The 23444-nt window shown below is 64.8% G+C and carries 22 protein-coding genes and 1 pseudogene; 7 read left to right on the top strand and 16 right to left on the bottom strand.

From position 1 onward, the window contains the following. Window positions 1–6 precede the first annotated feature (6 nt). Window positions 7–1542, bottom strand: a complete 1536-nt coding sequence (locus AABA84_RS29950) for an ABC transporter substrate-binding protein (RefSeq protein ID WP_212247899.1) — start codon at window positions 1540–1542, stop codon at window positions 7–9. 130 nt (window positions 1543–1672) lie between these two features. After that, window positions 1673–2869 (bottom strand): CaiB/BaiF CoA transferase family protein, encoded by a 1197-nt coding sequence (locus tag AABA84_RS29945; protein ID WP_338309154.1) that lies wholly within the window; start codon window positions 2867–2869, stop codon window positions 1673–1675. Between the two features lie 194 nt (window positions 2870–3063). Here AABA84_RS29945 and glgA point away from each other — a divergent pair, with 194 nt between their 5' ends. Then, window positions 3064–4479, top strand: a complete 1416-nt coding sequence (gene glgA / locus AABA84_RS29940) for a glycogen synthase GlgA (protein ID WP_338313936.1) — start codon at window positions 3064–3066, stop codon at window positions 4477–4479. A 202-nt stretch (window positions 4480–4681) separates the two neighbouring features. On the opposite strand, the gene AABA84_RS29935 is transcribed toward glgA, so the two are convergent. Together AABA84_RS29935 and AABA84_RS29930 are read right to left on the bottom strand one after the other, a co-directional pair. Continuing rightward, window positions 4682–5632 carry an oxygenase MpaB family protein gene (locus tag AABA84_RS29935; RefSeq protein WP_338313935.1) on the bottom strand — a complete coding sequence of 317 codons (951 nt, stop codon included), beginning with the start codon at window positions 5630–5632 and terminating at the stop codon, window positions 4682–4684. Between the two features lie 91 nt (window positions 5633–5723). After that, window positions 5724–6860: a patatin-like phospholipase family protein gene (locus AABA84_RS29930; protein ID WP_338313934.1), complete on the bottom strand. Its 1137-nt coding sequence runs from the start codon at window positions 6858–6860 to the stop codon at window positions 5724–5726. Between the two features lie 199 nt (window positions 6861–7059). Between AABA84_RS29930 and AABA84_RS29925 the strand changes: the two genes are divergently transcribed. Then, window positions 7060–7941, top strand: coding sequence for a LysR family transcriptional regulator (locus AABA84_RS29925; protein WP_212247889.1), 882 nt, complete (start codon window positions 7060–7062; stop codon window positions 7939–7941). 36 nt (window positions 7942–7977) lie between these two features. Here AABA84_RS29925 and AABA84_RS29920 read toward each other — a convergent pair whose 3' ends face one another. Beyond that, the gene (locus tag AABA84_RS29920; protein WP_338313933.1) at window positions 7978–8694 is read right to left on the bottom strand and encodes a peroxiredoxin-like family protein; all 717 of its coding nucleotides are present in this window, start codon (window positions 8692–8694) and stop codon (window positions 7978–7980) included. A 78-nt stretch (window positions 8695–8772) separates the two neighbouring features. Further along, the gene (locus AABA84_RS29915) at window positions 8773–9057 is read right to left on the bottom strand and encodes a hypothetical protein (RefSeq protein ID WP_038946988.1); all 285 of its coding nucleotides are present in this window, start codon (window positions 9055–9057) and stop codon (window positions 8773–8775) included. A gap of 237 nt (window positions 9058–9294) precedes the next feature. On the opposite strand from AABA84_RS29915, the gene AABA84_RS29910 reads away from it, so the two are divergent. Together AABA84_RS29910 and AABA84_RS29905 are read left to right on the top strand one after the other, a co-directional pair. Next, on the top strand, window positions 9295–9777 hold the full coding sequence (locus AABA84_RS29910; RefSeq protein ID WP_338313932.1) for a cupin domain-containing protein: 483 nt from the start codon (window positions 9295–9297) through the stop codon (window positions 9775–9777). Between the two features lie 90 nt (window positions 9778–9867). After that, window positions 9868–11069 (top strand): annotated as a pseudogene (locus tag AABA84_RS29905) (MFS transporter). Here AABA84_RS29905 and ccoS read toward each other — a convergent pair. The 10 genes from ccoS to AABA84_RS29855 all read right to left on the bottom strand — a co-directional run bounded on the left by ccoS (window position 11066) and on the right by AABA84_RS29855 (window position 20614). Continuing rightward, a complete protein-coding gene (gene ccoS, locus AABA84_RS29900; RefSeq protein ID WP_008138466.1) occupies window positions 11066–11233 on the bottom strand; it encodes a cbb3-type cytochrome oxidase assembly protein CcoS in 168 nt (55 codons plus the stop codon). The pseudogene AABA84_RS29905 and the gene ccoS overlap by 4 nt on opposite strands. Continuing rightward, a complete protein-coding gene (locus AABA84_RS29895) occupies window positions 11233–13422 on the bottom strand; it encodes a cation-translocating P-type ATPase (RefSeq protein ID WP_338313931.1) in 2190 nt (729 codons plus the stop codon). Before AABA84_RS29895 ends, ccoS begins: the two co-directional genes overlap by 1 nt. An 11-nt stretch (window positions 13423–13433) precedes the next feature. After that, window positions 13434–13919, bottom strand: a complete 486-nt coding sequence (locus AABA84_RS29890; RefSeq protein ID WP_338309157.1) for a FixH family protein — start codon at window positions 13917–13919, stop codon at window positions 13434–13436. Between the two features lie 15 nt (window positions 13920–13934). Continuing rightward, window positions 13935–15401: a cytochrome c oxidase accessory protein CcoG gene (gene ccoG / locus AABA84_RS29885; protein WP_212247872.1), complete on the bottom strand. Its 1467-nt coding sequence runs from the start codon at window positions 15399–15401 to the stop codon at window positions 13935–13937. 121 nt (window positions 15402–15522) lie between these two features. Then, window positions 15523–16398 (bottom strand): cytochrome-c oxidase, cbb3-type subunit III, encoded by an 876-nt coding sequence (gene ccoP, locus AABA84_RS29880; RefSeq protein WP_212247870.1) that lies wholly within the window; start codon window positions 16396–16398, stop codon window positions 15523–15525. Window positions 16399–16404: 6 nt separating this feature from the next. Then, window positions 16405–16569 (bottom strand): cbb3-type cytochrome oxidase subunit 3, encoded by a 165-nt coding sequence (locus AABA84_RS29875; RefSeq protein WP_018322742.1) that lies wholly within the window; start codon window positions 16567–16569, stop codon window positions 16405–16407. Window positions 16570–16582: 13 nt separating this feature from the next. Next, the gene (gene ccoO / locus AABA84_RS29870) at window positions 16583–17317 is read right to left on the bottom strand and encodes a cytochrome-c oxidase, cbb3-type subunit II (protein WP_212247868.1); all 735 of its coding nucleotides are present in this window, start codon (window positions 17315–17317) and stop codon (window positions 16583–16585) included. An 11-nt stretch (window positions 17318–17328) separates the two neighbouring features. Continuing rightward, on the bottom strand, window positions 17329–18978 hold the full coding sequence (gene ccoN, locus AABA84_RS29865) for a cytochrome-c oxidase, cbb3-type subunit I (protein ID WP_212247861.1): 1650 nt from the start codon (window positions 18976–18978) through the stop codon (window positions 17329–17331). Window positions 18979–19320: 342 nt separating this feature from the next. Then, window positions 19321–19746 carry a CBS domain-containing protein gene (locus AABA84_RS29860; protein ID WP_028143087.1) on the bottom strand — a complete coding sequence of 142 codons (426 nt, stop codon included), beginning with the start codon at window positions 19744–19746 and terminating at the stop codon, window positions 19321–19323. 34 nt (window positions 19747–19780) lie between these two features. After that, window positions 19781–20614 carry a universal stress protein gene (locus AABA84_RS29855; protein ID WP_212247859.1) on the bottom strand — a complete coding sequence of 278 codons (834 nt, stop codon included), beginning with the start codon at window positions 20612–20614 and terminating at the stop codon, window positions 19781–19783. A gap of 200 nt (window positions 20615–20814) precedes the next feature. Here AABA84_RS29855 and fixL point away from each other — a divergent pair, with 200 nt between their 5' ends. The 3 genes from fixL to AABA84_RS29840 are packed head-to-tail and all read left to right on the top strand — an operon-like array spanning window position 20815 to window position 23443. Continuing rightward, the gene (gene fixL / locus AABA84_RS29850; RefSeq protein ID WP_212247857.1) at window positions 20815–22332 is read left to right on the top strand and encodes a sensor protein FixL; all 1518 of its coding nucleotides are present in this window, start codon (window positions 20815–20817) and stop codon (window positions 22330–22332) included. Window positions 22333–22349: 17 nt separating this feature from the next. Continuing rightward, window positions 22350–22967, top strand: coding sequence for a response regulator FixJ (gene fixJ, locus AABA84_RS29845; protein ID WP_212247856.1), 618 nt, complete (start codon window positions 22350–22352; stop codon window positions 22965–22967). A gap of 59 nt (window positions 22968–23026) precedes the next feature. Further along, the gene (locus AABA84_RS29840) at window positions 23027–23443 is read left to right on the top strand and encodes a response regulator transcription factor (RefSeq protein ID WP_212247855.1); all 417 of its coding nucleotides are present in this window, start codon (window positions 23027–23029) and stop codon (window positions 23441–23443) included. The last annotated feature ends 1 nt before the right edge of the window (window position 23444 follow it).

The raw sequence follows: 23444 nt of genomic DNA, 5'->3' as shown, positions 1-23444 counted from the left end.
GCGCCGTCATTCCAGCCAGGTCGTCGAAACGTCGATCACGCCGTTGTAGATCTTCGGGAAGCCCTTCAGCTTGGCGCTCGACAGCGCGTAATAGGTGTTCTGGAAGGTCCAGAACCAGATCGCCTCCTTGTTGATCAGGCGGCCGATGGCGCAGTAATCCTCGGTGCGCTGGCCGACATCGGCGGTGACGCGCGCGTGGTCCAGCAGCTTGTCGAGCTCGGGGTTCGAATACCCGGCGAGCGCCAGCGGGCTGCCGGTGCGGAAATTCGCGTACATTTGCGGATCTGGATCGGCGAGATCGACGATGCGCCACGGCGTCATCTGGAACTGGCGGGTGAAAGCACGCGAGGGAATGGTGGCCTGGTCGACCTGCTCGATCTCCATGTTGGCGCCGACGCGCTTCCAGAACTGCTGGAGCACCTGTCCGACCATGCGGCCCCGGGGCGTCGCGGTCACCAGCGTCTTGAACTCGACCGGCTTGCCGTAATCCTTGATCAGCGCCTTGGCCTTCTCGACGTCAAATGGCAGCGCGCCGTCGTCCTTGCACTTGACCCAGGAGCCGTCACCGTAAGGATTGCTCGCGGGCCGGCTGAGGCCATTGGTAATCGCCTGTGACATCTTCGGGCGATCGATCGCCATCACCAGCGCCTGTCGCACACGAACGTCGTCGAATGGCGCCACCTTGGTGTTGAAGGCGTAGACCTGCGCACCCGAGCCCTTGTAGGTGTGAACGGTGAGCTTGGAGTCCTTCTGCGCCTTCATGATGTTGTCGGCGTCGTTCTCGTCGTCCCAGATGATGTCGGCCTCGCCCGATTGCAGCGAGGCGAAGCGCGACTGCGCATCGGGCAACGGCTTCAGGACAATGCGGTCCAGATAGGGCCGGCCCTTGTCCCAGTAATTGGGATTCTTCTCCAGCACCATGCGGTCGCCGGCGGTCCATGATTTCAGGATGTAGGGACCGGTGCCGACGGGGTTGCGGTTGTAGTCGTCGCCCCTGGTCTTCCAGGCCGTCGGCGAATGCACGACATTGTTTTGGCTCTGAATGGTGATCGTTGCCGGCAGGTTCACGGAGGGATCGGTCAGATTGAAGACAACGGTGTGTTCGTCCGGCGCCAGCACCTCCTTGATGTTGGTGATGTAGAAGGCGCAGCGGCACTTGTTGGCGGGGTCTTTCTGCCGGTCAAAATTCTCCTTGAAGGCCTGCGCATTGAACGGCGTGCCGTCATGGAATTTCACGCCCTCGCGCAGCTTGAAGGTCCAGGTCTTGTAATCCTCGGAATGGGTCCAGGACACCGCGAGCTTCGGTGCCGGCTCGCCCTTGTCATCGAGCGTTGTCAGCGTGTCGAAGATCGCGGCGGCAGCGGTGTTGGTCGACGTGTCGTAAACGCCAACCTTGAGCGGGTCGAAGCCGGGAATGTCGAGTTCCTGACCGACGGTGATGCTGCCGCCTGGCTTCTGCGCCGCAGCCGGAGTCGCCAGGGCAAATGCCGCAGCAAGGAAAATCGGCGCGTGCTTGCGCGCCGCCGCAGCAATCTTCGTCATTGTTCCTCCCGGGATCCCTCGTCCGATATTTCGGATCGTTGAATGACTGGGAGGAGATTGGCGACAAATGCTCGCCACGGCAAGAGGAACACCCGACAGATCACACGCGGCACGTGCGGCGTAATGGTGCTCAGCCTGTCGCGGCAGTTTTGCCTGTCGGAATTGACGCGTCACTGGCGAGCCTGATCTCCTCGCGCAGCGCATCCGTATGCTCGCCGAGCACGGCCATCGTCTTGGCCGGCGTAGTATCGGCACCCGACATCCGGAACGGCAGGTTCAGCACCTGGAAAGAGCCACCCTCGTCCCGCACCTCGGAGAGCGCCCGCCGGTGCGCGAGCTGCGGATCGGCCAGCGCCTCGGACACGGTGCGATAGGCCGAGGCCGGCACGCCGGCCGCGCCGAGGGCTGCGAGACAAGCCTCGGTCGTGAGCTGCCGCGACCAGGCTTCGACGCCGTCGATCACCTCCGCCCAATTATCGCGGCGCGCGGCATAGGTCGCAAAGCGCGGATCGGAGATCCATTTGGGGCGGCTGATCACCTGCATCAGGGCTTGGAACGTCTTCTCGCTGGCCACCGTGATCATGACATAGCCGCTTGCCGTCTCGGTCGGGCCGAACATCGGGCGCGGCGGCGGCTTCACGGCGAATTGCGCGCTCTGCAATTCGGTCAGCGTCAGCGACAGCATCGATTCCAGCATGGACACGTCGATGTGCTGGCCAAGGCCGGTCACGGTGCGCTGATAGAGCGCGGACGCGATCGCGCCGAAGCCGTAGGTGCCGGTGACCACGTCGGCGTGATAGATGCCGCAATAGTCGGGGCGATGACGACCGGGCTGGTAGGCCAGATGCGCCATGTCGTAGCCGGAGGCCGCATGGATCACCGGAGCATAGGCCGGCAGCTCGGCCGAGGGGCCGGTCTGGCCATAGCCCGAGATCGAGCAATAGATCAGCTTCGGGTTGACCTGACGCATGCTGTCGTAGTCGAGGCGCAGCCGGTGCATCACGCCGGGGCGGAAATTCTCCACCAGGATGTCCGATGTCGCGGCCAGCCGGCGCACCGCCTCCTTGCCGTCCTCGGACTTGAGGTCGAGCACCACGCTCTTCTTGCCGACATTGAGCTGCCCAAACGCGGTGCTGCACCCCTTGCGCAGCGGCGGCCGGGTCCGCATCGTCTCCCCGCCGTCGGTCTCGATCTTGATGACCTCGGCACCCATGTCGGCAAGCATCCGCGCGCAGTGAGGACCGGCAATGGTGGTCGAAAAATCCAGGACCCTGAGGCCCGCGAAGGCCTTTGTCGTCGTCCCATCATGCTTATCTGCTAGCTGCATGCCTGCTCACGTCCTTGGGTCTCCTAGGAACTCTCGAAGTTCTCTGTTGTTGATGCGGCGACCCTAGAGGGCGGCGGCTGAGTAGGAAAGTGTTTACCGAACAGACGCGCCGCGTGGGCGGGCTTTGAGAATTTCAGGACAACTGGACCCGTTCTTGCATAGCAGCAAACGGGATCGACAGAGGGCAGCTGTTCTTGAGGGTCTTGTTCGTCACCACGGAGATGGACGACTTCATCCGCGTCGGCGGCCTTGGAGCCGTGTCCGCTGCCCTGCCACGCGCCCTTCGCTCCTTCGCCGATATCCGGATCATGCTGCCCGGCTATCGCGACATCATCGAGCAACTCACGCATATTCAGATCGTTGGCCGCTGCCCGGCCTTCGCGGAGATGCCGGCCTGCTCGCTCGGACGGGCCGCGACCAAGGACGGGCTGCCGGTCTACGTGCTGCTGTGCTCGCAACTCTACGACCGGCCCGGCAACCCCTATGGCGACGAGTCCGGGCGCGACTGGCCGGACAACGACATCCGCTTCGCGCGCTTTGCCTCTGCCGCCGCTGAGCTCGCCATGGGCAAGCTGGACAAGAATTGGGCAGCTGACCTGATCCATGCCAATGACTGGCAGGCCTCGCTCGTGCCGGCCTATCTCGCCTGGCGCGGCGCCAAGCTGCCGTCGATCCTGACCATTCACAACCTCGCCTACCAGGGCCTCTTCCCGAAGGACTCGCTGCGGCGGATCGGCGCACCGGAGAGCTCTTTCCACATCGATGGTGTCGAGTTCTACGACCAGCTGTCCTTCCTCAAGGCGGGCCTCGTCTACGCCTCGCACCTCACCACCGTCAGCGGCACCTATGCACGCGAGATCACAACGGCCGAATTCGGCTGCGGCCTGGAGGGCCTGCTCCGACTTCGCTCGGACGCGTCCGAGCTCACCGGCATCCTCAATGGCATCGACGAGAGCTGGGACCCGCGCTCCTGCGCCCAGCTCGCCCAGCAGTTCGGCGCCGGCGACTGGGTCGGCAAGAGGGCCAACGCGGATTACGTCCGCAAGCAGTTCGGGCTTGCGGTGTCGCGCGGCCCGATGTTCGGCATCGTCGCGCGCCTCGTGCATCAGAAGGGCATCGACCTCGTGCTGTCGGCGGCCGACGAGATCGTCGATGCCGGCGGGCAGATCGTGGTCACCGGCTCCGGCGAGCCGGCGCTGGAGCAGGCCTTGATCGACGCGCATCGCCGCCGCCCCGACGCCATCGGGGTGGTAATCGGCTTCAACGATGCCCAGGCCCGTCGCATCTTTGCCGGCAGCGATTTCACCCTGATGCCGTCGCGCTTCGAGCCGTGCGGGCTCAGCCAGATGTACGCCCAGCGCTTCGGCTCGCTGCCGATCGGGCACCAGACCGGCGGCCTTGCCGAAACCATCACCGACGGTGAGACCGGCTTCCTGTTCTCAAGGCCCTCGCGCGAGTCCTTCCTTGGCGGCGTCCGCCGCGCCTTCTCGGCTTTCATGGCGCAAGACCAGCTCGACACCATGCGCCGCAGCGCCATGGGACGGTCCTTCTCCTGGAGCACTTCGGCCGGCAGCTACAACGCGCTGTATCGGAAGCTAGCGTCGGTGTGAGACGAGCCGCTTCCTCCTTCTCCGTCATTGCGAGCGCACTCATCCATCACCGTCACCCTGAGGTGGCCGCTTCTTCAGCGGCCCTCGAAGGGCGACGGCCCGGCTGCAGCTGCGGGGCCGAGCATCCTTCGAGGCTCATGGCGCGATGCATTTGCATCGCGCCATGAGCACCTCAGGATGACGGGATTAAGAGCGGAGCACGTCACCCCTTCCCGCGCGCGTCCATCTGCGGCCGGCCGATCCAGGCCCTGTTGAGGCAGCGCGTCATCCAGTCCGGGTGCGGCTCGCCCCGCAAGCGCGCCTGCGCTTCCTGGTAGGGGCCGACATAGCGCAGCCGGTCCGGCAATGTCGGATAGATGCGCCGGATCCATCGCAGCGCGTTGTCGGCCGATCTGACCTCTCGCTCGCCGAGCTCAAACCCGAAGCCGGCGCGCAAGCGTTCCGACAGCAGGCTCGCCGTCAGCGCGCGATACCATCGCGGCGGCCGCAACCACGGACGCGCGCCGCTGAAGATTTGCGCGGCGATCTCGCGCGCCGCCGGGCTAACGGTCAGCGTGTCCGACTGCGCCATCGCCGCAGTGTAGGCCGTAAAGCCCGACCAGTCCGCGGGCAGGTCATCCGCCGTCAATCCGAACAATGCACCGAACGTCCGACTCTCGGTCCAGTAGCGCTCGCGCTCCTCCGCCGAGAATGGCGGAAGAACCAGATCGTGCGCCATCAACGCCGTCTCGACCAGCGTCGCGTGAACCCAACGCAGCGACGGAATGTCGTTGGCACAATAGCGCGAACCCGCCGCGAAAGGGCCGACCGTCTCGGGCATCTCTCCGACGATCATGCTGTGCCGCCGATGCAGCTGCCGGGACGAGCGCAAGGCACGGTCGAGCGAGCCGAACACCATGGCAAAGACGATGTCGAAGGTGCGATGGAAGCGGCCGATCGGATCGGCCAGAGTTTTCGAATGCTCGGCGATGGCGGCGGCGACCCAGGGATGGGCCAGCTGAAGCAACAACGCGCGGCCGGCACCGAGAAAGATGACAGCCTCGCGGTCGATCTGCCAGGTCAGCGTATCAGGGCCGAACACGCCCGCCACCGGTCCCGCCGCGTTGGCGCGGACCTGATCGAGCGTTACCTCGAGATCTTTCTCAGCGACCAATTGCGAGCCTCGCCACGAAGACGCGGCAACAATAGCCCAGACCGCGCCGTCGGGAAATCGTCACTGCGAAAGACAATCACGAACGAATCCCTCACTCCGCCGCAATCGGCATCTCCTCCATATGCTCGTGCAGCACCACGCCGGCGAGCGGATCGAATTCGCCGATCCAAGGCTTGCGCGCCAGGACCGATCGCGTGTGAGCATAACCGGCGTGCCAGCGCCGTGTGATCCCCGACGGGCTGAAGTCGATATCCTTGGTATGGGTCTCGCGCTCGAGCTGCGGCGCCAGCAGCCGTACCACATGCATGCGGGTTGGACAGCCATAGCTCATCAACTCTCTCACCGCAGGATCGCTGCGCTCGCTCTCTGGAAGCCGTGCCGCGAGCTGGTTGATGACATGGCGCAGGCGATGGGCCTGCTGCTGGCGCGCAATCTGGCTCGAAATGCGGCTGGAATATTGCACGTCCTTGTGCCGGTTCAGCACCTCCGCGATCGTGTTCGGCTCGGCCCCGACGGGATTCCACAAATGCACGGAGAAGATCAGCGAATCCCTGCGCGGATTGTCGTCGAACACCGCTTCCGTCGGCGTGTTCGACAGGATGCCGCCGTCCCAATAGAGCTCGCCGTCGATGCGCACCGCCGGGAAAGCCGGCGGCAGCGCGCCGGACGCCATCACATGCTTCACCGTCAGTTCACCGTTGCGGCTGTCGAAATAGCGCATTTCACTGGTGCCGACGTGAGCCGCACCGACCGTCAGGCGCGGCGCGCAGCGATTGGCGAGATCGAAATCGACCAGCTCGCTCAGAGTCTTCTCCAGCGGCGCGGTCGAATAATAGCCCGCGTTGTCGGCACCGAGCGGATAGGAATCGCCCGCATGCGCCAGTGGATTGGGCCGGAAGAAGCCGCGAATGCCGCCGGTGACAGTCGACCAATAAGCGAGCCGCTCGTTGAAGTCGGGAAAGGCGCCGCCCAGGGTCCAGACCGGGGTCTGCTCCATCCGCTTCCAGAATTCCTTCAGGCGCGCCAGCCGTTGCTCCGGCACGTTGCCGGCAATCAGGCTCGCATTGATGGCGCCGATCGAGGTGCCGATGACCCAGTCCGGCTCTATGCCGGCCTCGTGCAGCGCCTGGTAGACGCCCGCCTGATAGGAACCAAGCGCACCACCGCCCTGAAGCACCAGCACGACCTGACCTGGAATATCCGCACCTTTGCCCTTCATGCCGTTCATGGTTCGCTCCTGGTGAGCCTGCACCGGCCAAATTTTCGTCGGACGCGGCGGCATTGTTGCGCGATCGTTTTAAGAGATCGCGGGACCTTTTGAAATGCCAGTTGGCTTCCGAGTCCATACGCCCGCGCTATCGCGCGCGGGATGTCATTTCTGGTTCCGATCGGCTAGATTTGAGGTCGATCTTGCTGGGAGCCGATCCATGGAGATGCACCAGGTCCGCTATTTCCTCGCGGTGGCGCAGCTACTCAATTTTACGCGCGCCGCCGAAGAGTGCAACGTGACGCAGCCCTCGCTGACGCGCGCGATCAAGCAGCTCGAGGCCGAGCTTGGCGGCGATCTGTTCCGCCGAGAACGACCGGCCGCGCAACTGACCGAGCTCGGCCAGCGCATGCATCCGCTCCTGAAGCAGTGTTTTGACGCTGCCGCCGGCGCGCGCTCGCTCGCCTCCTCGTTCAAAAGCGGAGAGGTCGGCGCGTTGCGCGTCGCCTTGACGCATTCGATCGACCTCGCGCTGCTCATTCCGCATCTCAACGAGATCAGGCGGCAATTCAACCAGCTCGAATTCCGCTTCCTGCGCGGGACGAGCCGCGAGGTCGGTGAATTCCTGAAGAAAGGTGAAGCCGAGCTCGGCATCGCCGCCGAGATCGACGAGGCCTGGGAACGGCTCGACGCCTGGCCGCTGTTCACCGAGAGCTTCGAGCTCGTGGTTGGCGACAGACATCGGCTGGCCGGCCGCAGCAGCATCGAACTGGACGATTTGCGCTCGGAGCAACTGTTGGACCGGACGTTCTGCGAGCACGCGCGCCGCATCTCCGCGAGCCTGCGCGAGCACGGCATCGAGCAAGGCCACGAGGTTTGGAGCGAGCGCGACCTGATCGAGCTGGTCGAGGCCGACATCGGCGTCGCCATGGTGCCGCACACCTCGCCTTTGCCGGAGAAGCTGACGCGTGCCGCCGTCGCCGGCCTGGACGCCCGCCGCACCGTCAGCCTTTACGGCGTGGCCGGCCGGCAGCGCACGGCGGTCGCGAACGCCGTGATGCGCATGCTGCGCGGTGCCGACTGGCGCGAGATCGCGGGGTAGCGAGAACGGTCTTTGATAAGGGGAGAAGGTGAGAACCTAGTTCTCCCTGCCCGCGCTCTCCAGCGCGGCGAGCAGATCGTCGATCTCCATGCGCTTGCGGAAATCGGGATCGACGAAGCGCGCTCTCACGATGCCGTCGCGGCCGACCACGAACACGGCCGGGATCGGCAGCATCCAGCCGTCATTGCCGTGGAATTTCGCCATGTCCTGATAGGACAACAGGCGCTGGATCTCGGCACCGAGCCAGATCGCGAGATTGAGCGACAGCGCATAGCCGTTGTCGAGATCGGTCAGGACCGGAAACGGCGCGCCGGATTCAGCCTTGAGCTGGCGGGTAAATTCCTGCGTCTCCGGCATGACCGCAACGATCTGCGCACCCATGGCCTCGATGCGATTGAGCGCCTGGACCACGGCACGGACATTGAGCCGGCAATAGGGACACCAATGGCCGCGGAAGAACATCACGGCGAGCGGACCGCGCTGCAGCAGCGAAGGCAGCGTAACGAGACGCCCGGCCTCGTCCGGCAGCATGAACGCCGGCATCGCATCGCCCGGGTGAGGCGCGGTCTCGCCACCGCCGTTCCCGCCCAATCTCGCCACCAGGCGATCAACGGCCTCGCCATAGGCCGGAAAGACCGCACGGCTGGCATCGGCATAGGCGCGGAGCTGTTCGTTCAGCGTGCCGTCCATGTCGCGGCAGCGCTGGAAAGCAAGCCTGAGCTGTTCGGCATCGGCTGGCGAGAGAGATGTCATCTTCTGCTCCGGCATTCGGCCAATCTTAGTTTCCCGGTTCGGCCGCCCGCAAGGGGGCGGCCGCGATGCCGGGCCGGTTCAGTTCACGTAGAAATTGCCGGTCGGATCGAGCCGTCCCGAGGTGGAGTACAGCGATCCGTTGCTCATGAAGAAGACGGTGTTGTCGGGCACCTTCTTGGCGTTCTTCATCATCGCCTCGTGGTTCTTCTCGGCCGGAGCCATGGCCATCGCCGACATCTTGCCGGGGCCGCCATAGACATAGGCCATGCCGGCCTTGAAGTCCCAGGCGGCCTCCGAGAAGGCCGAGGTGGCGATGACCGCAAACGCGGCGGTGGCGATCAGGGTCTTGGACAATTTCGGCATTGGGGCTCCTGCGGATTGACGTGTACGCCCGCCAATCGGGCGCCGTGCCATCGGACGCCGAATGCCGCGAAAGCGGAAATGCCGTTGCCCAATCGGATCGATAGCCGCCGCGCATCAACATAGCGCACCGCTATCGCATCGAGAGCAAGCCGGCATTTCAGGATCGACGCGATCTCGATGAAGCTCCCGTCATCGCCGGCGACCAGCGGGGTTGCGGCCAACACAGGAGACCTCCCCATGTTCAAGAGCTACGCTCTATCGCGTCTGATCTGGCCGGGCCTTGCCATCGTCAGCGCGCTCGCACTCTCGGCGCAGCCGGTCGTTGCCGGCGAGTGCCCGGCCGGTAAGATCAAGCCGAACGCCCAGCAGATGGTCGATCACAAACCCGTCGGCGTTACCGACGTCACGCTCGGGGCGATCGATCTCGGCAAGCAGCCGGCGCATATCGAGGGCCGCGAGCTGCGCTTCCGCAAGCTCACCATCGAGCCCGGTGGCATCGTGCCCTGGCACAGCCATGACGATCGCCCCGCTCTCATCTTCGTGCAGCAGGGCGAAATCGTCGAATACGCCTCCAACTGCGTCGACCCGATCGTGCACAAGGCCGGCGACATCCGCCCCGAGGTCTACGGCACCTCGCATTGGTGGAAGAACCTCGGCAAGGAGACCGTCGTTCTCTATGTCGGCGACGTCCGCAAGGATCCCAACGATCACCACATGTAACGAGCGCATTCCAGCCCCAGCGCACCCGTTATGGATGTGGCGCCCGCGATCCCCATGCCGGGCGCCACATCCTCACAGGACAATCAGGCCATGACCGATCTTTCCGCACCAATCAAGCCGGCCGCGATGACGATGGAGGCGCACTCGCCGGGTCTGGCGCTACGCTCGCTCGTGATCGGCCTCACCGCGTTCCTGACCGTCGTCGATCTCTTCGCACACAGGCGATCCTGCCCTCGCTGACGCGCCATTACGGCGTCACGCCCGCAGCAATGGGCTTTGCCGTCAACGCCAGCACGTTCGGCATGGCCACAGCCAGCCTCGTGGTTGGCTTTCTCAGCCCGCATGTCGACCGCCGGACCGGCATTTTTCTCAGCTTGATGCTGCTCGCGCTCCCCACCAGCCTGCTGGCGATCGCGCCAAATCTCGCCGTGTTCACCGTCCTGCGCGTCGCACAGGGTCTGTGCATGGCCTCCGCCTTCGCGCTCACCCTCGCCTATCTCGGCGAGCAATGCAGCGCGATGGACGCCGGCGGCGCCTTTGCCGCCTACATCACCGGCAATGTCGCGAGCAATCTCGTCGGCCGGGTGATCTCGGCCGCCGTTGCAGACGGCCTGGGCCTTGCCTGGAATTTCTATCTGTTCGCAGCGCTCAATCTGGCCGGCGCGGTGCTGGTCTATTTCACGATTCGACGCGTGCAGCCGATGCATGCGATGATGCCGGCTGCTTCGCCGCTCAAAGCCACGGTCGCGCATTGGCGCAATCCGCGATTGCGCGCGGCCTATGGTATTGGCTTCTGCATTCTGTTCGCCTTCATCGGCACCTTCACCTTCGTTAATTTCGTTCTGGTCCGACCGCCGCTGTCGCTCGGCATGATGGATCTTGGCCTTGTCTATCTGGTGTTCCTGCCCTCGGTCGTCACGACCTTGCTGGCGGGACGGGTCGCCTCACGCATCGGAGCGCGCCCGACGATCTGGGGCTCGCTCGCCGTTGCCGGCATCGGCCTGCCGCTGATGCTGACTGCGCGGCTGCCCGAAGTGCTCACCGGAATGGTGCTCGTCGCGATCGGAACCTTCTTTGCACAGGCGGCGGCCACCGGCTTCGTCGGGCAGACGGCGACCGAGAACCGTGGGGTCGCCAGCGGCACCTATCTTGCGTGCTATTTCTGTGGAGGGCTCGTCGGCACAGCCGTTCTCGGCCGACTGTTCGATGCCTTCGGCTGGCACGCTTGCGTGACCGGCGTGGGCATAGCCCTTGCGGCCGCTGGCCTGCTCGCGCTGAACTTGAAGCACTAGCGCTTGACTGGGGCTTCCTGCGGCGGCTCGTCGTCGGCGATGGCGCGCCAAGCGGCGCCGTCGAGATCGTCGTACTGGCCGCTCCGGAGCGACCAGAGAAAGGCGACGAGACCGGCGCCGCCGAGCATCAAGGCCAGCGGGACCAGGATGACCAGGATCTCCATCACACGATCTCCCGTGAGGTGCTGCGGGCGCGCAGCGAGTTCAGCATGACCAGGATCGACGATCCGCTCATGGCCGCCGCCGCAATCAGGGGCGTCACGACGCCGCTGATCGCAACCGGCACGGCCAAGACATTGTAGCCGATGGCGAGCCAAAGGTTCTGCCGCATCAAATGCAGCGCCTTGCGCGAGGCGTCGACGGCGGCGACCACCGGAGCCAGCGGCCGGCCGAGAAAGACGAGATCGGCGGTGGCCTGGCTCAGATGCGCGGCCGAGATCGGCGACATCGAGACATGGGCTGCCGCGAGCGACGGCGCGTCGTTCATGCCGTCGCCGACCATCAGCACCCTGGCGCCGCGCTGCTTCAGTTCCTCGATCCGCGCGATCTTGTCGGCCGGCGTGACGCCGGCGCGCCATTCGGGGATTTCGAGCGCATGAGCCGCGGCCTTCACCGCCGGCTCGCGGTCGCCGGAGAGAATCTCGATGCCGATATTGCGCGCCTTCAGCGCCGCGATCGCAGCCTGCGCGTCCGGACGCAGGCCCTGGCGGACCGAGAGCACGAACCTCTCGCTGCCCTTGCTGAACGCGACGATGGAGGCTTCGGGATCGACGACGGTGCTGCCAACCAGCGCCTCCGCGCCGCAGAAGGAGGGTCGGCCAAGGCGAAGCTCGACGCCGTCCACGGTCGCACGGACGCCCTGCCCGGCCTCTTCGATCGCACCAACAACAGGCGATTTGGCGGCGGCGGCCTGCGCCACGGCGGCGGCGACCGGATGATGGCTCGACAGCGCGAGCCGGCCGGCGAGCTCGAAGATGTCGGCGGGGATGTTGGCGGCATTCATCACTTCGAGATCGGGCAGCGTCAGCGTGCCGGTCTTGTCGAAGATGACATGGTCGGCCTCGGCCAGCCGCTCGATCGCGTCGCCGGAATTCAGCAGCACACCGGACTTGAACATTGCGCCGGAGGCGATGGTCTGCACGGTCGGAATGGCAAGCCCCAGCGCGCAGGGACAGGTGATGATCAGCACGGCGACGCCCGTCACGATCGCATCATGCCAGGACGCGCCGGCAATGACCCAACCGAGGATGGTGATGAACGCGGTGGCATGGACCACCGGAGCATACAGCCGCGAGGCGCGGTCGGCGAGGCGCATATAGCGCGAGCGCGCCTGGAGCGCGTTGTCGAGCAGCCGCGTGATCTCGGCGAGCAGCGTCGCCTCGGACGCGGCCGAAACCCGCACCCGCAGCGTGCCGGAGATGTTCATGGAGCCCGCATAGACCGGCGTGCCCTGCTCGGCCGTGACGTAGAGCGTCTCCCCGGTGATCAGGCTCTGGTCGATCTCCGAACGGCCCTCGATCACGGTGCCGTCGACCGCGCAGCGCTCGCCGGGCCGGAGCAGCACGATGTCGCCGGGATTAATCGCGGCCACCGGGACCTGCGATATCTCGTCGGGACCGACGAACTTGGCCGCCGTCTCCGCCTTCAGCGCGGCGAGATTGCCGGCGACTGCGCGGGTGCGCCGCCGCATGTTCTGGTCGAGGAAGCGGCCGACAAGCAGGAAGGTCAGCAGCATGATTGCTGCGTCGAAATAGGCGTGCTCGGCGTGGTGGATGGTCTCGACCACGGACATGCCGAGCGCCAAAATTACGCCGATCGAGATCGGCACGTCCATGTTGGTCGTCTTCGCCGACAGCGCGCGCCAGGCCGAGCGGAAGAACGGCTGGCCGGCATAGGCCGCCGCCGGCAACGCGATCAGCGCCGACAACCAGTGGAAGAAGTCGCGCTGCTCGGGCAGCATGTCCGAGACGTTGCCCGACCACACCGGGATCGACAGCATCATCACGTTCATGGTGGCGAAGGCCGCGACACCGAGGCAGCGCAGCAGGAAGCGCGATTCTGCGACCTCCGCCACCTCAGCGCTTTCGGTCTCGAACGGATAGGCCTTGTAGCCAAGCTCCTCGAGGCGATCGATGAAACGGCCGGGGTCGAGCGTACCCGCCTTCCATTCCAGCGCGACGCGACGGTCGGTGAGGTTGACGCGCGCCAACGTGACGTCGGGAATGGCGGACAGGCCGCGTTCGATCTTGGCCATGCAGCCGGCGCAGTGAACGCCTTCAACCGCGAGATCGATGTGCTGGACGCCCTCGCCCGCGGTCCGGACGTAGTGCGAGAAATCCCGCGTGACGTGCATGTCGAAGTCCTTCAGTTCAGGATCACGCGGTTGCGCGACAGGAACACGCGCGTCCCCCGCGCCTCGCCCTCGATCACCAGGTCCCACTGGCCCGGCGCGACGGACGCGGCATCGCCCCGATAGAGGCCGATGCCGGCCTCGGTGAGCTCGACGGCGAGATCGGCGCGCTTGTCGGTCGGCCGCTCCAGGCGCCCGCCGAATTTCAGTCCGGAGATCGGCTGGCCGCCGGCATCGCGCGCCTCGACCTGGACCACCGCGCCGCCGTCGTTGCGGCGTTCGATATGGGCGTTGACCTTCCATTTGCGCGCGGCCTGGTCCTGCGCCGCCGAGATCTCGCGGTCGTAGGTCAAGCCGGCCGCATAGGGGCTGTCGACGTCGGTGCCGGGCAGCGTCGCGATCGCCAGCTTCATCATCGTGACGTTGACGCCGATCACGAGGCCGAAAAAGGCGACCAGCATCAGGAAGACCTTGGTTCCGGTCAGCGGCTTGGATGACATGACGGTCTCCTGGATTTACGGCGCGACGAAATTGTCGGTGGCGCTCGCGGCGACGCCCAGTCCGATATCCATGACGTGGAAGCGGACCGGAATCGACTTCTCCGGATTGTTTTCGGCCGGCGCGGTGACGAGCAACCGCAGCTCGCTGGTGGAGTCGCGCGGGATCACGATGATCGGCCGATCCGGTGTCACCGAATCGACGCCGACGACGTGCATCGTGGGATTGGCTGGCCCCTCCACGTCGATGGCGATGGCGCGGTCGTAGCCGCTCTTGTTCAGCAGCCGCACCGTGTAGGCGTTGCGGATCGAGCCGTCGCTGAGCTTGACCGCGACCGGATTGCGGTCGTGCAGCACGTTGACGTCGAGCAGGCTGCGGGTCGCGAGCGTATAGACCATGAAGCCGCCGATCGCCGCGATGATCGCGCTGTAGACGATGGTGCGTGCCCGGACGATCCGGTAGATCGGCGCCTTGCCTTCTTGGCGTCGATGGATGTTGATGTCGTTGTCGTAGCCGATCAAGCGCTTCGGCCGGCCGATCTTCGTCATCACGTTGTCGCAGGCGTCGATGCAAAGGCCGCACTGGATGCATTCCATCTGAGGTCCGTTGCGAATGTCGATTCCGGTCGGGCAAACCGCGACGCACTGGTAGCAATCGACGCAATCGCCAACCTGCTCGCCGAGCGCGCGCAGTTCGGCGGCCTTCTTGACCGAGGTACGCTTCTCGCCGCGGTCGTAGCGGTAGGTGACGTTCAGCGCCCATTCGTCGGTGAGCGCGGCCTGGATGCGCGGCCACGGGCACATATAGGTGCAGACCTGCTCGCGCATGTAGCCGGCGAGCAGATAGGTCGAGGCCGTGAGAATGCCGATCCAGATATAGGCGATCATCGGCCCCTGGAAGGTGACGAGCTCCTTCACCAGGGTCGGTGCGTCGTTGAAGTAGAGCACCCAGGCGCCACCGGTCCACCAGGCGATCATGAGCCAGATCGAATGCTTGAGCACGATCTCGGAGATCCGCTCGAGCTTCAGCGGGTCGGACGATTTGTCCTTCTTCATCCGCTCGCGCCGGTCACCTTCGATCAGACGCTCGACGGCATAGAACAGGTCGGTCCACACCGTCTGCGGACAGAGATAGCCGCACCAGATGCGGCCGCCGACCGAGTTCATCAGGAACAACGCCACCGCGGCCACGATCAGCAGGCCGGTGAAGTAGTAGACCTCCTGCGGCCACAGCTCGATGAAGAAGAAGTAGAAGCGGCTATTGGGAAGATCGATCAGCACCGCCTGGCTGGGGGCGCCGAGGCCGCGGTTCCAGCGCACGAACGGCAGGAAATAATAGACGCCGAGGCAGATCGCCATCAGGCTCCATTTGATCCGGCGGAACGTGCCGGAGACGCTCTGGGGATAGACCTTCTTGTGGGCTGCGTAGAGCGGCCCGTTGTCGTCCACAGGCTTGAGTTCGTTCGGGTTGACGGTCTTGTTCATCGCTTGGAACTTCTCGAAGAGGTGCGATTAAACCTAGACCCGACATCGCCGCGTCAGTTGATCCAGCTCAAACGGGGGCACTTTTGTTCACCCCCGTCTGAACCCTTTTGCCACGGATCCGCTATTTTCCACCGCCTAGCGAGTGGACGTAGACCGCCATCGCCTTGATGGTGGCGGGATCGAGCCGCCCTTCCCAGGCCGGCATGACGCCGGCACGTCCCTGGCTGATGGTCTCGATCAGAGCCGCTTCGTCGGAGCCGTAGAGCCAGATCTTGTCGGTCAGGTTCGGTGCGCCCATCTCCTGGTTGCCCTTGCCGCCGTCGCCGTGGCAGGCGACACAATTCTCCGCGAAGATCTTCTCGCCCTTGGCGGCATCGAAGCCGTTGCGGGTCGGAAGGCCCGACAGTGACCGCACGTAATTGGCGACCGTGACGATCTCGTCGGGCTTCAGCACGCCGTCCTTGCCGAAGGCGAGCATCTGGCCCTCATGGGTCTTGGTATGACCGGAGCGCGCGCCGAACTGGATGGTCTGCATGATCTGGTCGAGCGTGCCGCCCCACAGCCAGTCGTCGTCGTTCAGGTTCGGATAGCCCTTGGCGCCGGCGGCGCCAGTGCCGTGGCAGGGCGCGCAATTGTCGCCGAACACGGTTTTGCCCTTGGCGCGGGCGAGCGCCAGCAAGGCCGGGTCCTTCTCGATGTCGGCGAGCGAGGCCGCGCCCAGCGCCACCATCTTGTCACCGCGGATCTTCTCGAGGTTGGCAAGCTCGACCGCGACGTCGGCCCGCGAGGAGTAGCCGAACATGCCCGTGGTGTTGCTGGAGATCAGCGGCCAGGCCGGATAGACGATCCAGTAGCCGATCGCCCAGACGATGGTGAGGTAGAAGCAGATCACCCACCAGCGTGGCAGCGGCGTGTTGAGCTCCTTGATGCCGTCCCACTCATGTCCGGTCGTGGACTTGCCGGAGACGGAATCGATGTCGCTATGATGGTCGGTCATGGTCTCTCACTCCTCCCGCAACGGCAGGTGCGCTGCTTCATCGAAAACAGCCTTGTTACGGGGCCAAAATGCGTAGGCGATGATCGCGAGAAAGATCGCGACGAACACCGGCGTCCAGATCGTCGTCACGAGCTCGGACGCTAGATTATGGACTGACAGGATAGCTTTCATCGTTCATGCCTTCTCAGCGAAGATTGGCTTTCTCGTTGTAGATCTTGAAGTCGACCAGCGTGCCGAGCATTTGCAGGTACGCGATCAGCGCGTCCATCTCGGTCGGCGTGCCGGTCTTGCCGTCGAAATTGCGCACGGCGGCCTTGGCGTAGCGCTTGTTGAAGGCGTCGGCGCCGGCATTCTCCGGATCGGCCTGGGCCTTCAGATCGGCGCTGGCGCTCGCGATCTGGTCGTCCGTGTAGGGCACACCGACGGTCCTCAGCGTGCGCATGTGGTCGGCGATCGTGTCCGGATCGACCTCGCTGTGGCTGAGGAACGAATAGCCCGGCATCACCGACTGCGGCACGATCGCACGCGGGTTGGTCAGATGGGTGACGTGCCAGTCGTCGGAATATTTGGCGCCGACGCGGGCGAGATCCGGACCGGTGCGCTTGGAGCCCCACTGGAACGGGTGGTCGAACATGCTCTCGGCGGCGAGCGAGAAGTGGCCGTAGCGCTCGACCTCGTCGCGCAGGGGGCGGACCATCTGCGAGTGGCAGAGATAGCAGCCCTCGCGGACGTAGACGTTGCGGCCCGCCAGCTCCAGCGGCGTGTAGGGCCTGACCCCGTCGACCTTCTCGATCGTGCTCTTGAGGTAGAACAGCGGGGTGATCTCGACGAGACCGCCGATCGCGATCACCAGCAGGATGCCGACGATCAGGATGATCGAGTTCTTTTCGAAGATTTGGTGGCGTGTCCAGAACGACATGGTGGAACTCCTCATTCCGCCGGCTGAAGAGCGACGGGCATCTGGACTTCCTGTTCGCCGACACGAACGGTCATCCAGAGGTTATAGGCCATGATCAACGAGCCGATCAGGAACAGCCCGCCGCCGGCGGCGCGGATGATGTAGAAGGGATGCATCGCCTCGACGGTCTCGATGAAGGAATATTCGAGGAAGCCGAGCGAGGTGTAGGCGCGCCACATCAGGCCCTGGAGGATGCCGGACACCCACATCGCCGAGATGTAGAGGACGATGCCGAGGGTCGCGACCCAGAAGTGCCAATTGACGAGCTTCAGGCTGTAGAGCCCCTTGCGATTCCAGGCCCACGGCACCAGGCAGTAAAGCGCGCCGAAGGAGACGAAGCCGACCCAGCCGAGCGCGCCTGAGTGCACGTGGCCGATGGTCCAGTCGGTGTAGTGGCTGAGCGAGTTGACCACCTTGATCGACATCATCGGGCCCTCGAAGGTCGACATGCCGTAGAAGGCGACGGAGACCACGAGCATGCGCAGCACGGGATCGGTGCGCAGCTTGTCCCAGGCACCCGACAGCGTCATCAGGCCGTTGATCATGCCGCCCCAGGAGGGCATCCACAGCATGATCGAGAAGGTCATGCCGAGCGTCTGCGTCCAGTCCGGCAGCGCCGTGTAGTGCAGATGGTGCGGGCCGGCCCAGATGTAGAGGAAGATCAGCGCCCAGAAGTGGATGATCGACAGCCGGTAGGAATAGATCGGCCGCTCGGCGCGCTTCGGGATGAAGTAGTACATGATGGCGAGGAAGCCGGCGGTCAGGAAGAAGCCGACCGCGTTGTGGCCGTACCACCACTGGAACATGGCGTCCTGGATGCCGCCCCAGGCGACGTAGGACTTCGAGCCGAACACCGAGACGGGAAGCGCCGGGTTGTTGCCGAGATGCAGGACCGCGATCGTCACGATGAAGGCGAGATAGAACCAGTTCGCGACGAAGATGTGCGGCTCCTTGCGCTTGATGACGGTGGCAAGGAAGACGAGCAGATAGACGACCCAGACGATGGTCAGCCACAAATCGGCATACCATTCCGGCTCGGCATATTCCTTCGACTGGGTGACGCCGAGCAGATAGCCGGTGCCGGCGATCAGAATGAAGAAATTGTAGCCCACTACGACGAACCACGGCGCGAGATCGCCGGCGAGGCGCGCGCGGCAGGACTTCTGCACCACGTAGAAGGAGGTCGCGATCAGCACGTTGCCGCCGAAGGCGAAGATCACCGCGGAGGTGTGCAGCGGCCGCAGGCGGCCGAAGCTGGTCCAGGGCAGATCGAAGTTCAGCGCGGGCCAGGCCAGTTGCGAGGCGATGAGGAGACCGACGAGGAAGCCGGCAATGCCCCAGAACATCGCCATGAAGGAGGAGAATTTGATCGGGCCCATGTTGTAGTTGGGGCGCCCGTTGATCTCCGCCGGCGGCAGCGCCGCCGGACGGTCGAGGTAGCGGTTGACGATGACGAAGACCGCAGCAAGGCTCGCCGCCGCGCTGAGCGCGGCATGGAAGGCGAAGGGCGCATCGAGCGCCTTGGCCGAGGCGATCACGCAGAGGAAGGCGGTGACTGCGAACACGACAGCCAGGCCGCTTTCACCGATGGTCATGGATTTGGAAATGGAGGGCTGGCTCATGCGGATTCTCTCTGAAAGAACACAGCGCCAGAAACCACATCCACCCTCACCGGGAATTGATTGAAATCAAGACAGGCATTTAAGTTCTTCGTAGCCGGCGACGATCCTGTTGGTTTCTTCCGGACGTCTGCGCGCAGCCGGTTACGGTTCCCCTTGCGAGGGGCAGCGACGACCGTGCAGCAAGCTCATTTGGGTGGGGCGGCTCCGCATCGGACGTTTTTCCGCGGAAGGAGCCCCTCATTCGGCGCCATCGCCGGAGCTTCGCTCCGGCGCGACGTACAAAGGGGAGCGGCCTCCGTAAAATCACGGAGGCGATAACGGATTCCGATCAGGCGTATTCCGTCAGTCGCGCGCCGTCGCCTTGAGCGCCGCGATGACGTCCTCGCGGGCGATGATTCCGACCAGCTTCTGCGCACCGTCGAGCACGATGATGCTCCTGATACGGTGCTCCACCATGATCTGGAGCACGCGCGTCAGTCGCGTGTCGGGGCTGACATAGATGAACTCGGGCGTCATGACATCGCCGATCTTGCGGCTCATCAGGTCGTGATAGCGGGGCAGCATCTGGCTCGGCGTGAAGGCGAAGCACTTCAGGATGTCGAACTTGGTGACGATGCCGACCACCTGCCCGTCGTCCTCGACCGGATAGGAGTTGAAATCATCGGTCTCGAACATCTCGCTGAGCTCGAGCAGGTCACGGTCGCGCTGCACCGCCTTGACGTTGCGCGTCATGTAGCCGTCGACCGTCTGTTCAAGAAATCTGTACACGGCGCGTCCTCCTCGATTCGATTCCGGCCGGCCGTCAGTGCGACAGCAGCACGCTGCGGGCGGTCTGCGTGACCAGATATTGGGTGACGCCTCCCAGGATCAGTTCACGAAACCTCGAATGGCCATAGGCGCCCGCAACGATCAGGCCGGCATCGACGTCGCCGGCGACTTTCTCCAATTGTGCGGCCGCGGTTTCGTTCCGGGTGCCTTCGTAGATGCGCGCGGTCGCGGTGACGCCGTGGCGGGCGAGCCAGGCGGCAACGTCGGTGACGCCGGCCATCACGACCGAACGGTCGTCGTCGCGCTCCGGAATTGTGGTGATGGTGACGTCCCTCGCCTTGCGCAGCATCGGCAGCGCGTCGGACACCGCCCGCCGGGCCTCCGGCGTGTCCTTCCACGCCACCAGCACGCTGCGCAGGTCGAGCCAGTTGGCCCGGTCGGGGACGACGAGAAGCGGACGGCCGGCCTGCATCACCAGGTCCTTGGGGCTCGCGAGCGCGAACGCATCGGAGAAGGCCGGGCTCTGCCCGCCGCTGACCACGATGTCGGCGCAGCGCGCCTGCGCCAGGACGAATCGCGCCGGAAAGTCCATGGCGCTGCGCCACTCCGCATGTCCGCCGCGATTCTTCGTGGCGGCGCGGAATTGCGCCTCGAGGCCAGCCAGCCGCCGCTTGACCGAAGCTTCGCCCTCGTCGATCAGTGCTTGCGCCTCGGCGCCGTCAGTGAAATAGAGCGGCGGCGCGAACTGGGCCGCGGCGACCCCGACGATGGCTGCCTCGAATCGCTCGGCGAGCTCGCCCGCGACCTGAAGACGCGCTTCGTTGGGCTGGTCGAGCGCCAGGCTGACCATCACCGTCGCGTATGTCATCGGAATTCTCCAGTGCAAAAACTTTGGTGAAAGTTACGCCCGCTTCCGGACATCGGGATGAGATAGATCAAGGAGGGCGCCGGCGCCCGACTTGCCGTCAATCGGCAAGCCGACAGAACTTGCCTCCAGCCCGGCCTTAGGCGACATTAGGGGAGCGGTAACCGCGTCCGGAGCCGCCGCATCAGGATGAGGAGCATCATTTGTCGCCGACCCGCGTAACGCACTCGCAGGACGACGGCCGGGGCGAACGTTTTCTCGTTCGGATCGAAGGGTTTGGCGTCGGCACCTGGGATCTCGACCTCGCCACACGGGAATTGGACTGGTCCGAGACCGCCAGGGCTCTGCTCGGGGTCGAACTGGACCAGCCGGCGAGCTACGACCTCTTTCTGTCGCGGCTTCAATCGACGGACAGAGAACGGGTCGAAAGCGCGATCAAGCGCGTTTCCGAGCGTGGCGGCAGCTTCGACGTGTCGTTCAAGGTCGCGAATGCCTCGGGCAGCGGGCAATGGATCCGCGCCCGGGCCGGACTCATTCGGGACGAAGCCGGCGCCGCGCGTCATCTCAGCGGCATCTTTCTCGACATCGACGAGGAAAAGCAGGTCGAGGAGGCGCTGCGCACGCGCGAGACCCACCTCCGCTCGATCCTCCAGACCATTCCCGACGCCATGATCGTCATCGACGGCCACGGCATCATGCAGCTCTTCAGTACGGCCGCGGAGCGCCTGTTCGGCTGGTCCGAGCACGAGGCGATCGGCAAAAACGTCAGCATCCTGATGCCGGAGCCCGATCGCACCCGCCACGACGGCTACATCGCCCGCTACCGCTCCACCAACGATCCGCACATCATCGGCATCGGCCGCATCGTGACCGGCAAGCGCCGCGACGGCACGACCTTTCCGATGCACCTGTCGATCGGCGAGATGGAATCCGCCGGCGAGCCCTATTTCACCGGATTCGTCCGCGACCTCACCGAGCACCAGCAGACCCAGGCCCGGCTCCAGGAATTGCAATCCGAGCTGGTCCACGTCTCGCGATTGACCGCGATGGGCGAAATGGCCTCCGCGCTCGCCCACGAGCTCAACCAGCCGCTGGCCGCGATCAGCAACTACATGAAGGGATCGCGGCGGCTGCTCGCCGGCAGCACCGACGTGAACACGCCGAAGATCGAAAGCGCGCTGGATCGCGCGGCGGAGCAGGCCTTGCGCGCCGGCCAGATCATCCGGCGCCTGCGCGACTTCGTCTCCCGCGGCGAGTCGGAGAAGCGGGTCGAGAGCCTGTCCAAGCTGATCGAGGAGGCCGGCGCGCTCGGGCTCGCCGGCGCGCGCGAGCAGAGCGTGCAGCTCCGCTTCAGCCTCGATCCCGACGCCGATCTCGTCCTCGCCGACCGGGTGCAGATCCAGCAGGTGCTGGTCAATCTGTTCCGCAATGCACTGGAGGCGATGGCGCAATCGCCGCGCCGCGAGCTCGTCGTCGCCAACGCCTGTGTCGCCGACGACATGATCGAGGTGGAGGTCTCGGACACCGGTTCCGGCTTCCAGGGCGACGTCATGCCAAACCTGTTTCAGACCTTCTTCACCACCAAGGAAACCGGCATGGGCGTGGGACTGTCCATCAGCCGCTCGATCATCGAGGCTCACGGCGGTCGCATGTGGGCCGAGAGCAATGCATCGGGCGGCGCGACCTTCCGCTTCACCCTGCCGGCCACCGCCGAGAACTGACTGACGAGAACCGATTCATGACCACCAAGGGACATATCTACGTCATCGACGACGATGCGGCGATGCGGGATTCGCTGAACTTCCTGCTGGATTCCGCCGGCTTCGGCGTCACGCTGTTCGACAATGCGCAGAGCTTCATCGACGCCCTGCCCGGCCTCGCCTTCGGCTGCGTCGTCTCCGACGTGCGCATGCCGGGACTCGACGGGATCGAGCTGCTCAAGCGGATGAAGGCGCAGCAAAGCCCGTTTCCGATCCTGATCATGACCGGTCACGGCGACGTGCCCCTCGCGGTCGAGGCGATGAAGCTGGGGGCGGTCGACTTCCTCGAAAAGCCGTTCGAGGACGACCGCCTCACCACCATGATCGAATCGGCGATCCGCCAGGCCGAGCCCGCCGCCAAGAGCGAGGCCGTCACGCAGGACATCGCCGCCCGCGTCACCTCCTTGAGCCCCCGGGAACGCCAGGTCATGGAAGGGCTGATCGCGGGCCTGTCCAACAAGCTGATCGCCCGCGAATACGACATCAGCCCGCGCACCATTGAGGTCTACCGCGCCAACGTCATGACCAAGATGCAAGCCAACAGCCTGTCGGAACTGGTCCGCCTCGCAATGCGAGCCGGCATGCTCAACGACTGAGAACGAGCCGGATTGAGGCAAGTCAAGGCTACTTCCCGGCGCCGTGCTAGCCAAGGAGCATGATCGAGGTCGGTTCACATTATGAGCGGCCGTCGTCCTCATCGCTCCCCATTGTCTACGTGGTCGACGATGATGCCGCCGTCCTGGGCTCTCTGCGTTTCCTGCTGGAAACCGACGGCTTTGCCGTGCGGACCTTCAGGAGCGGCACTGCGTTGCTCAACGCCGGCGGTTCGCGCGGGGCGGACTGCTACGTGATCGACTACAAGATGCCGGACATCAACGGCATCGAGCTGGCAGGCCGCCTGCGCGAGGCCGACGACAGCACGCCCGTGATCCTGATTACCGGCTATCCGGACGAGAACATTTCGACCCGGGCGGCAGCTGCGGGCGTCAAAGACGTGGTTTTGAAGCCGCTTCTCGACGAAAACCTGGTCAAGCGCATCCGCCGCGCCATTCAGGACAGCCCCCGCGCGTGAC

It is taken from the genome of Bradyrhizobium sp. TM239 (assembly GCF_036247985.1).
Classification (GTDB): domain Bacteria; phylum Pseudomonadota; class Alphaproteobacteria; order Rhizobiales; family Xanthobacteraceae; genus Bradyrhizobium; species Bradyrhizobium ottawaense.
Note: the sequence above shows the minus strand (reverse complement) of the source record. Positions and strands in the feature narration are given on the sequence as shown.

Coding starts and splice junctions, on each gene's coding strand:
- fixJ (WP_212247856.1), top strand. CDS start 22,350: ATGACCACCAAGGGACATATCTACGTCATCGACGACGATGCGGCGATG.
- ccoP (WP_212247870.1), bottom strand. CDS start 16,398: ATGACCGACCATCATAGCGACATCGATTCCGTCTCCGGCAAGTCCACG.
- AABA84_RS29950 (WP_212247899.1), bottom strand. CDS start 1,542: ATGACGAAGATTGCTGCGGCGGCGCGCAAGCACGCGCCGATTTTCCTT.
- ccoO (WP_212247868.1), bottom strand. CDS start 17,317: ATGTCGTTCTGGACACGCCACCAAATCTTCGAAAAGAACTCGATCATC.
- AABA84_RS29895 (WP_338313931.1), bottom strand. CDS start 13,422: ATGCACGTCACGCGGGATTTCTCGCACTACGTCCGGACCGCGGGCGAG.
- AABA84_RS29875 (WP_018322742.1), bottom strand. CDS start 16,569: ATGAAAGCTATCCTGTCAGTCCATAATCTAGCGTCCGAGCTCGTGACG.
- AABA84_RS29840 (WP_212247855.1), top strand. CDS start 23,027: ATGATCGAGGTCGGTTCACATTATGAGCGGCCGTCGTCCTCATCGCTC.
- AABA84_RS29930 (WP_338313934.1), bottom strand. CDS start 6,860: ATGAACGGCATGAAGGGCAAAGGTGCGGATATTCCAGGTCAGGTCGTG.
- ccoN (WP_212247861.1), bottom strand. CDS start 18,978: ATGAGCCAGCCCTCCATTTCCAAATCCATGACCATCGGTGAAAGCGGC.
- ccoS (WP_008138466.1), bottom strand. CDS start 11,233: ATGGAGATCCTGGTCATCCTGGTCCCGCTGGCCTTGATGCTCGGCGGC.
- AABA84_RS29855 (WP_212247859.1), bottom strand. CDS start 20,614: ATGACATACGCGACGGTGATGGTCAGCCTGGCGCTCGACCAGCCCAAC.
- AABA84_RS29945 (WP_338309154.1), bottom strand. CDS start 2,869: ATGCAGCTAGCAGATAAGCATGATGGGACGACGACAAAGGCCTTCGCG.
- AABA84_RS29920 (WP_338313933.1), bottom strand. CDS start 8,694: ATGACATCTCTCTCGCCAGCCGATGCCGAACAGCTCAGGCTTGCTTTC.
- AABA84_RS29910 (WP_338313932.1), top strand. CDS start 9,295: ATGTTCAAGAGCTACGCTCTATCGCGTCTGATCTGGCCGGGCCTTGCC.
- AABA84_RS29925 (WP_212247889.1), top strand. CDS start 7,060: ATGGAGATGCACCAGGTCCGCTATTTCCTCGCGGTGGCGCAGCTACTC.
- ccoG (WP_212247872.1), bottom strand. CDS start 15,401: ATGAACAAGACCGTCAACCCGAACGAACTCAAGCCTGTGGACGACAAC.
- AABA84_RS29915 (WP_038946988.1), bottom strand. CDS start 9,057: ATGCCGAAATTGTCCAAGACCCTGATCGCCACCGCCGCGTTTGCGGTC.
- AABA84_RS29890 (WP_338309157.1), bottom strand. CDS start 13,919: ATGTCATCCAAGCCGCTGACCGGAACCAAGGTCTTCCTGATGCTGGTC.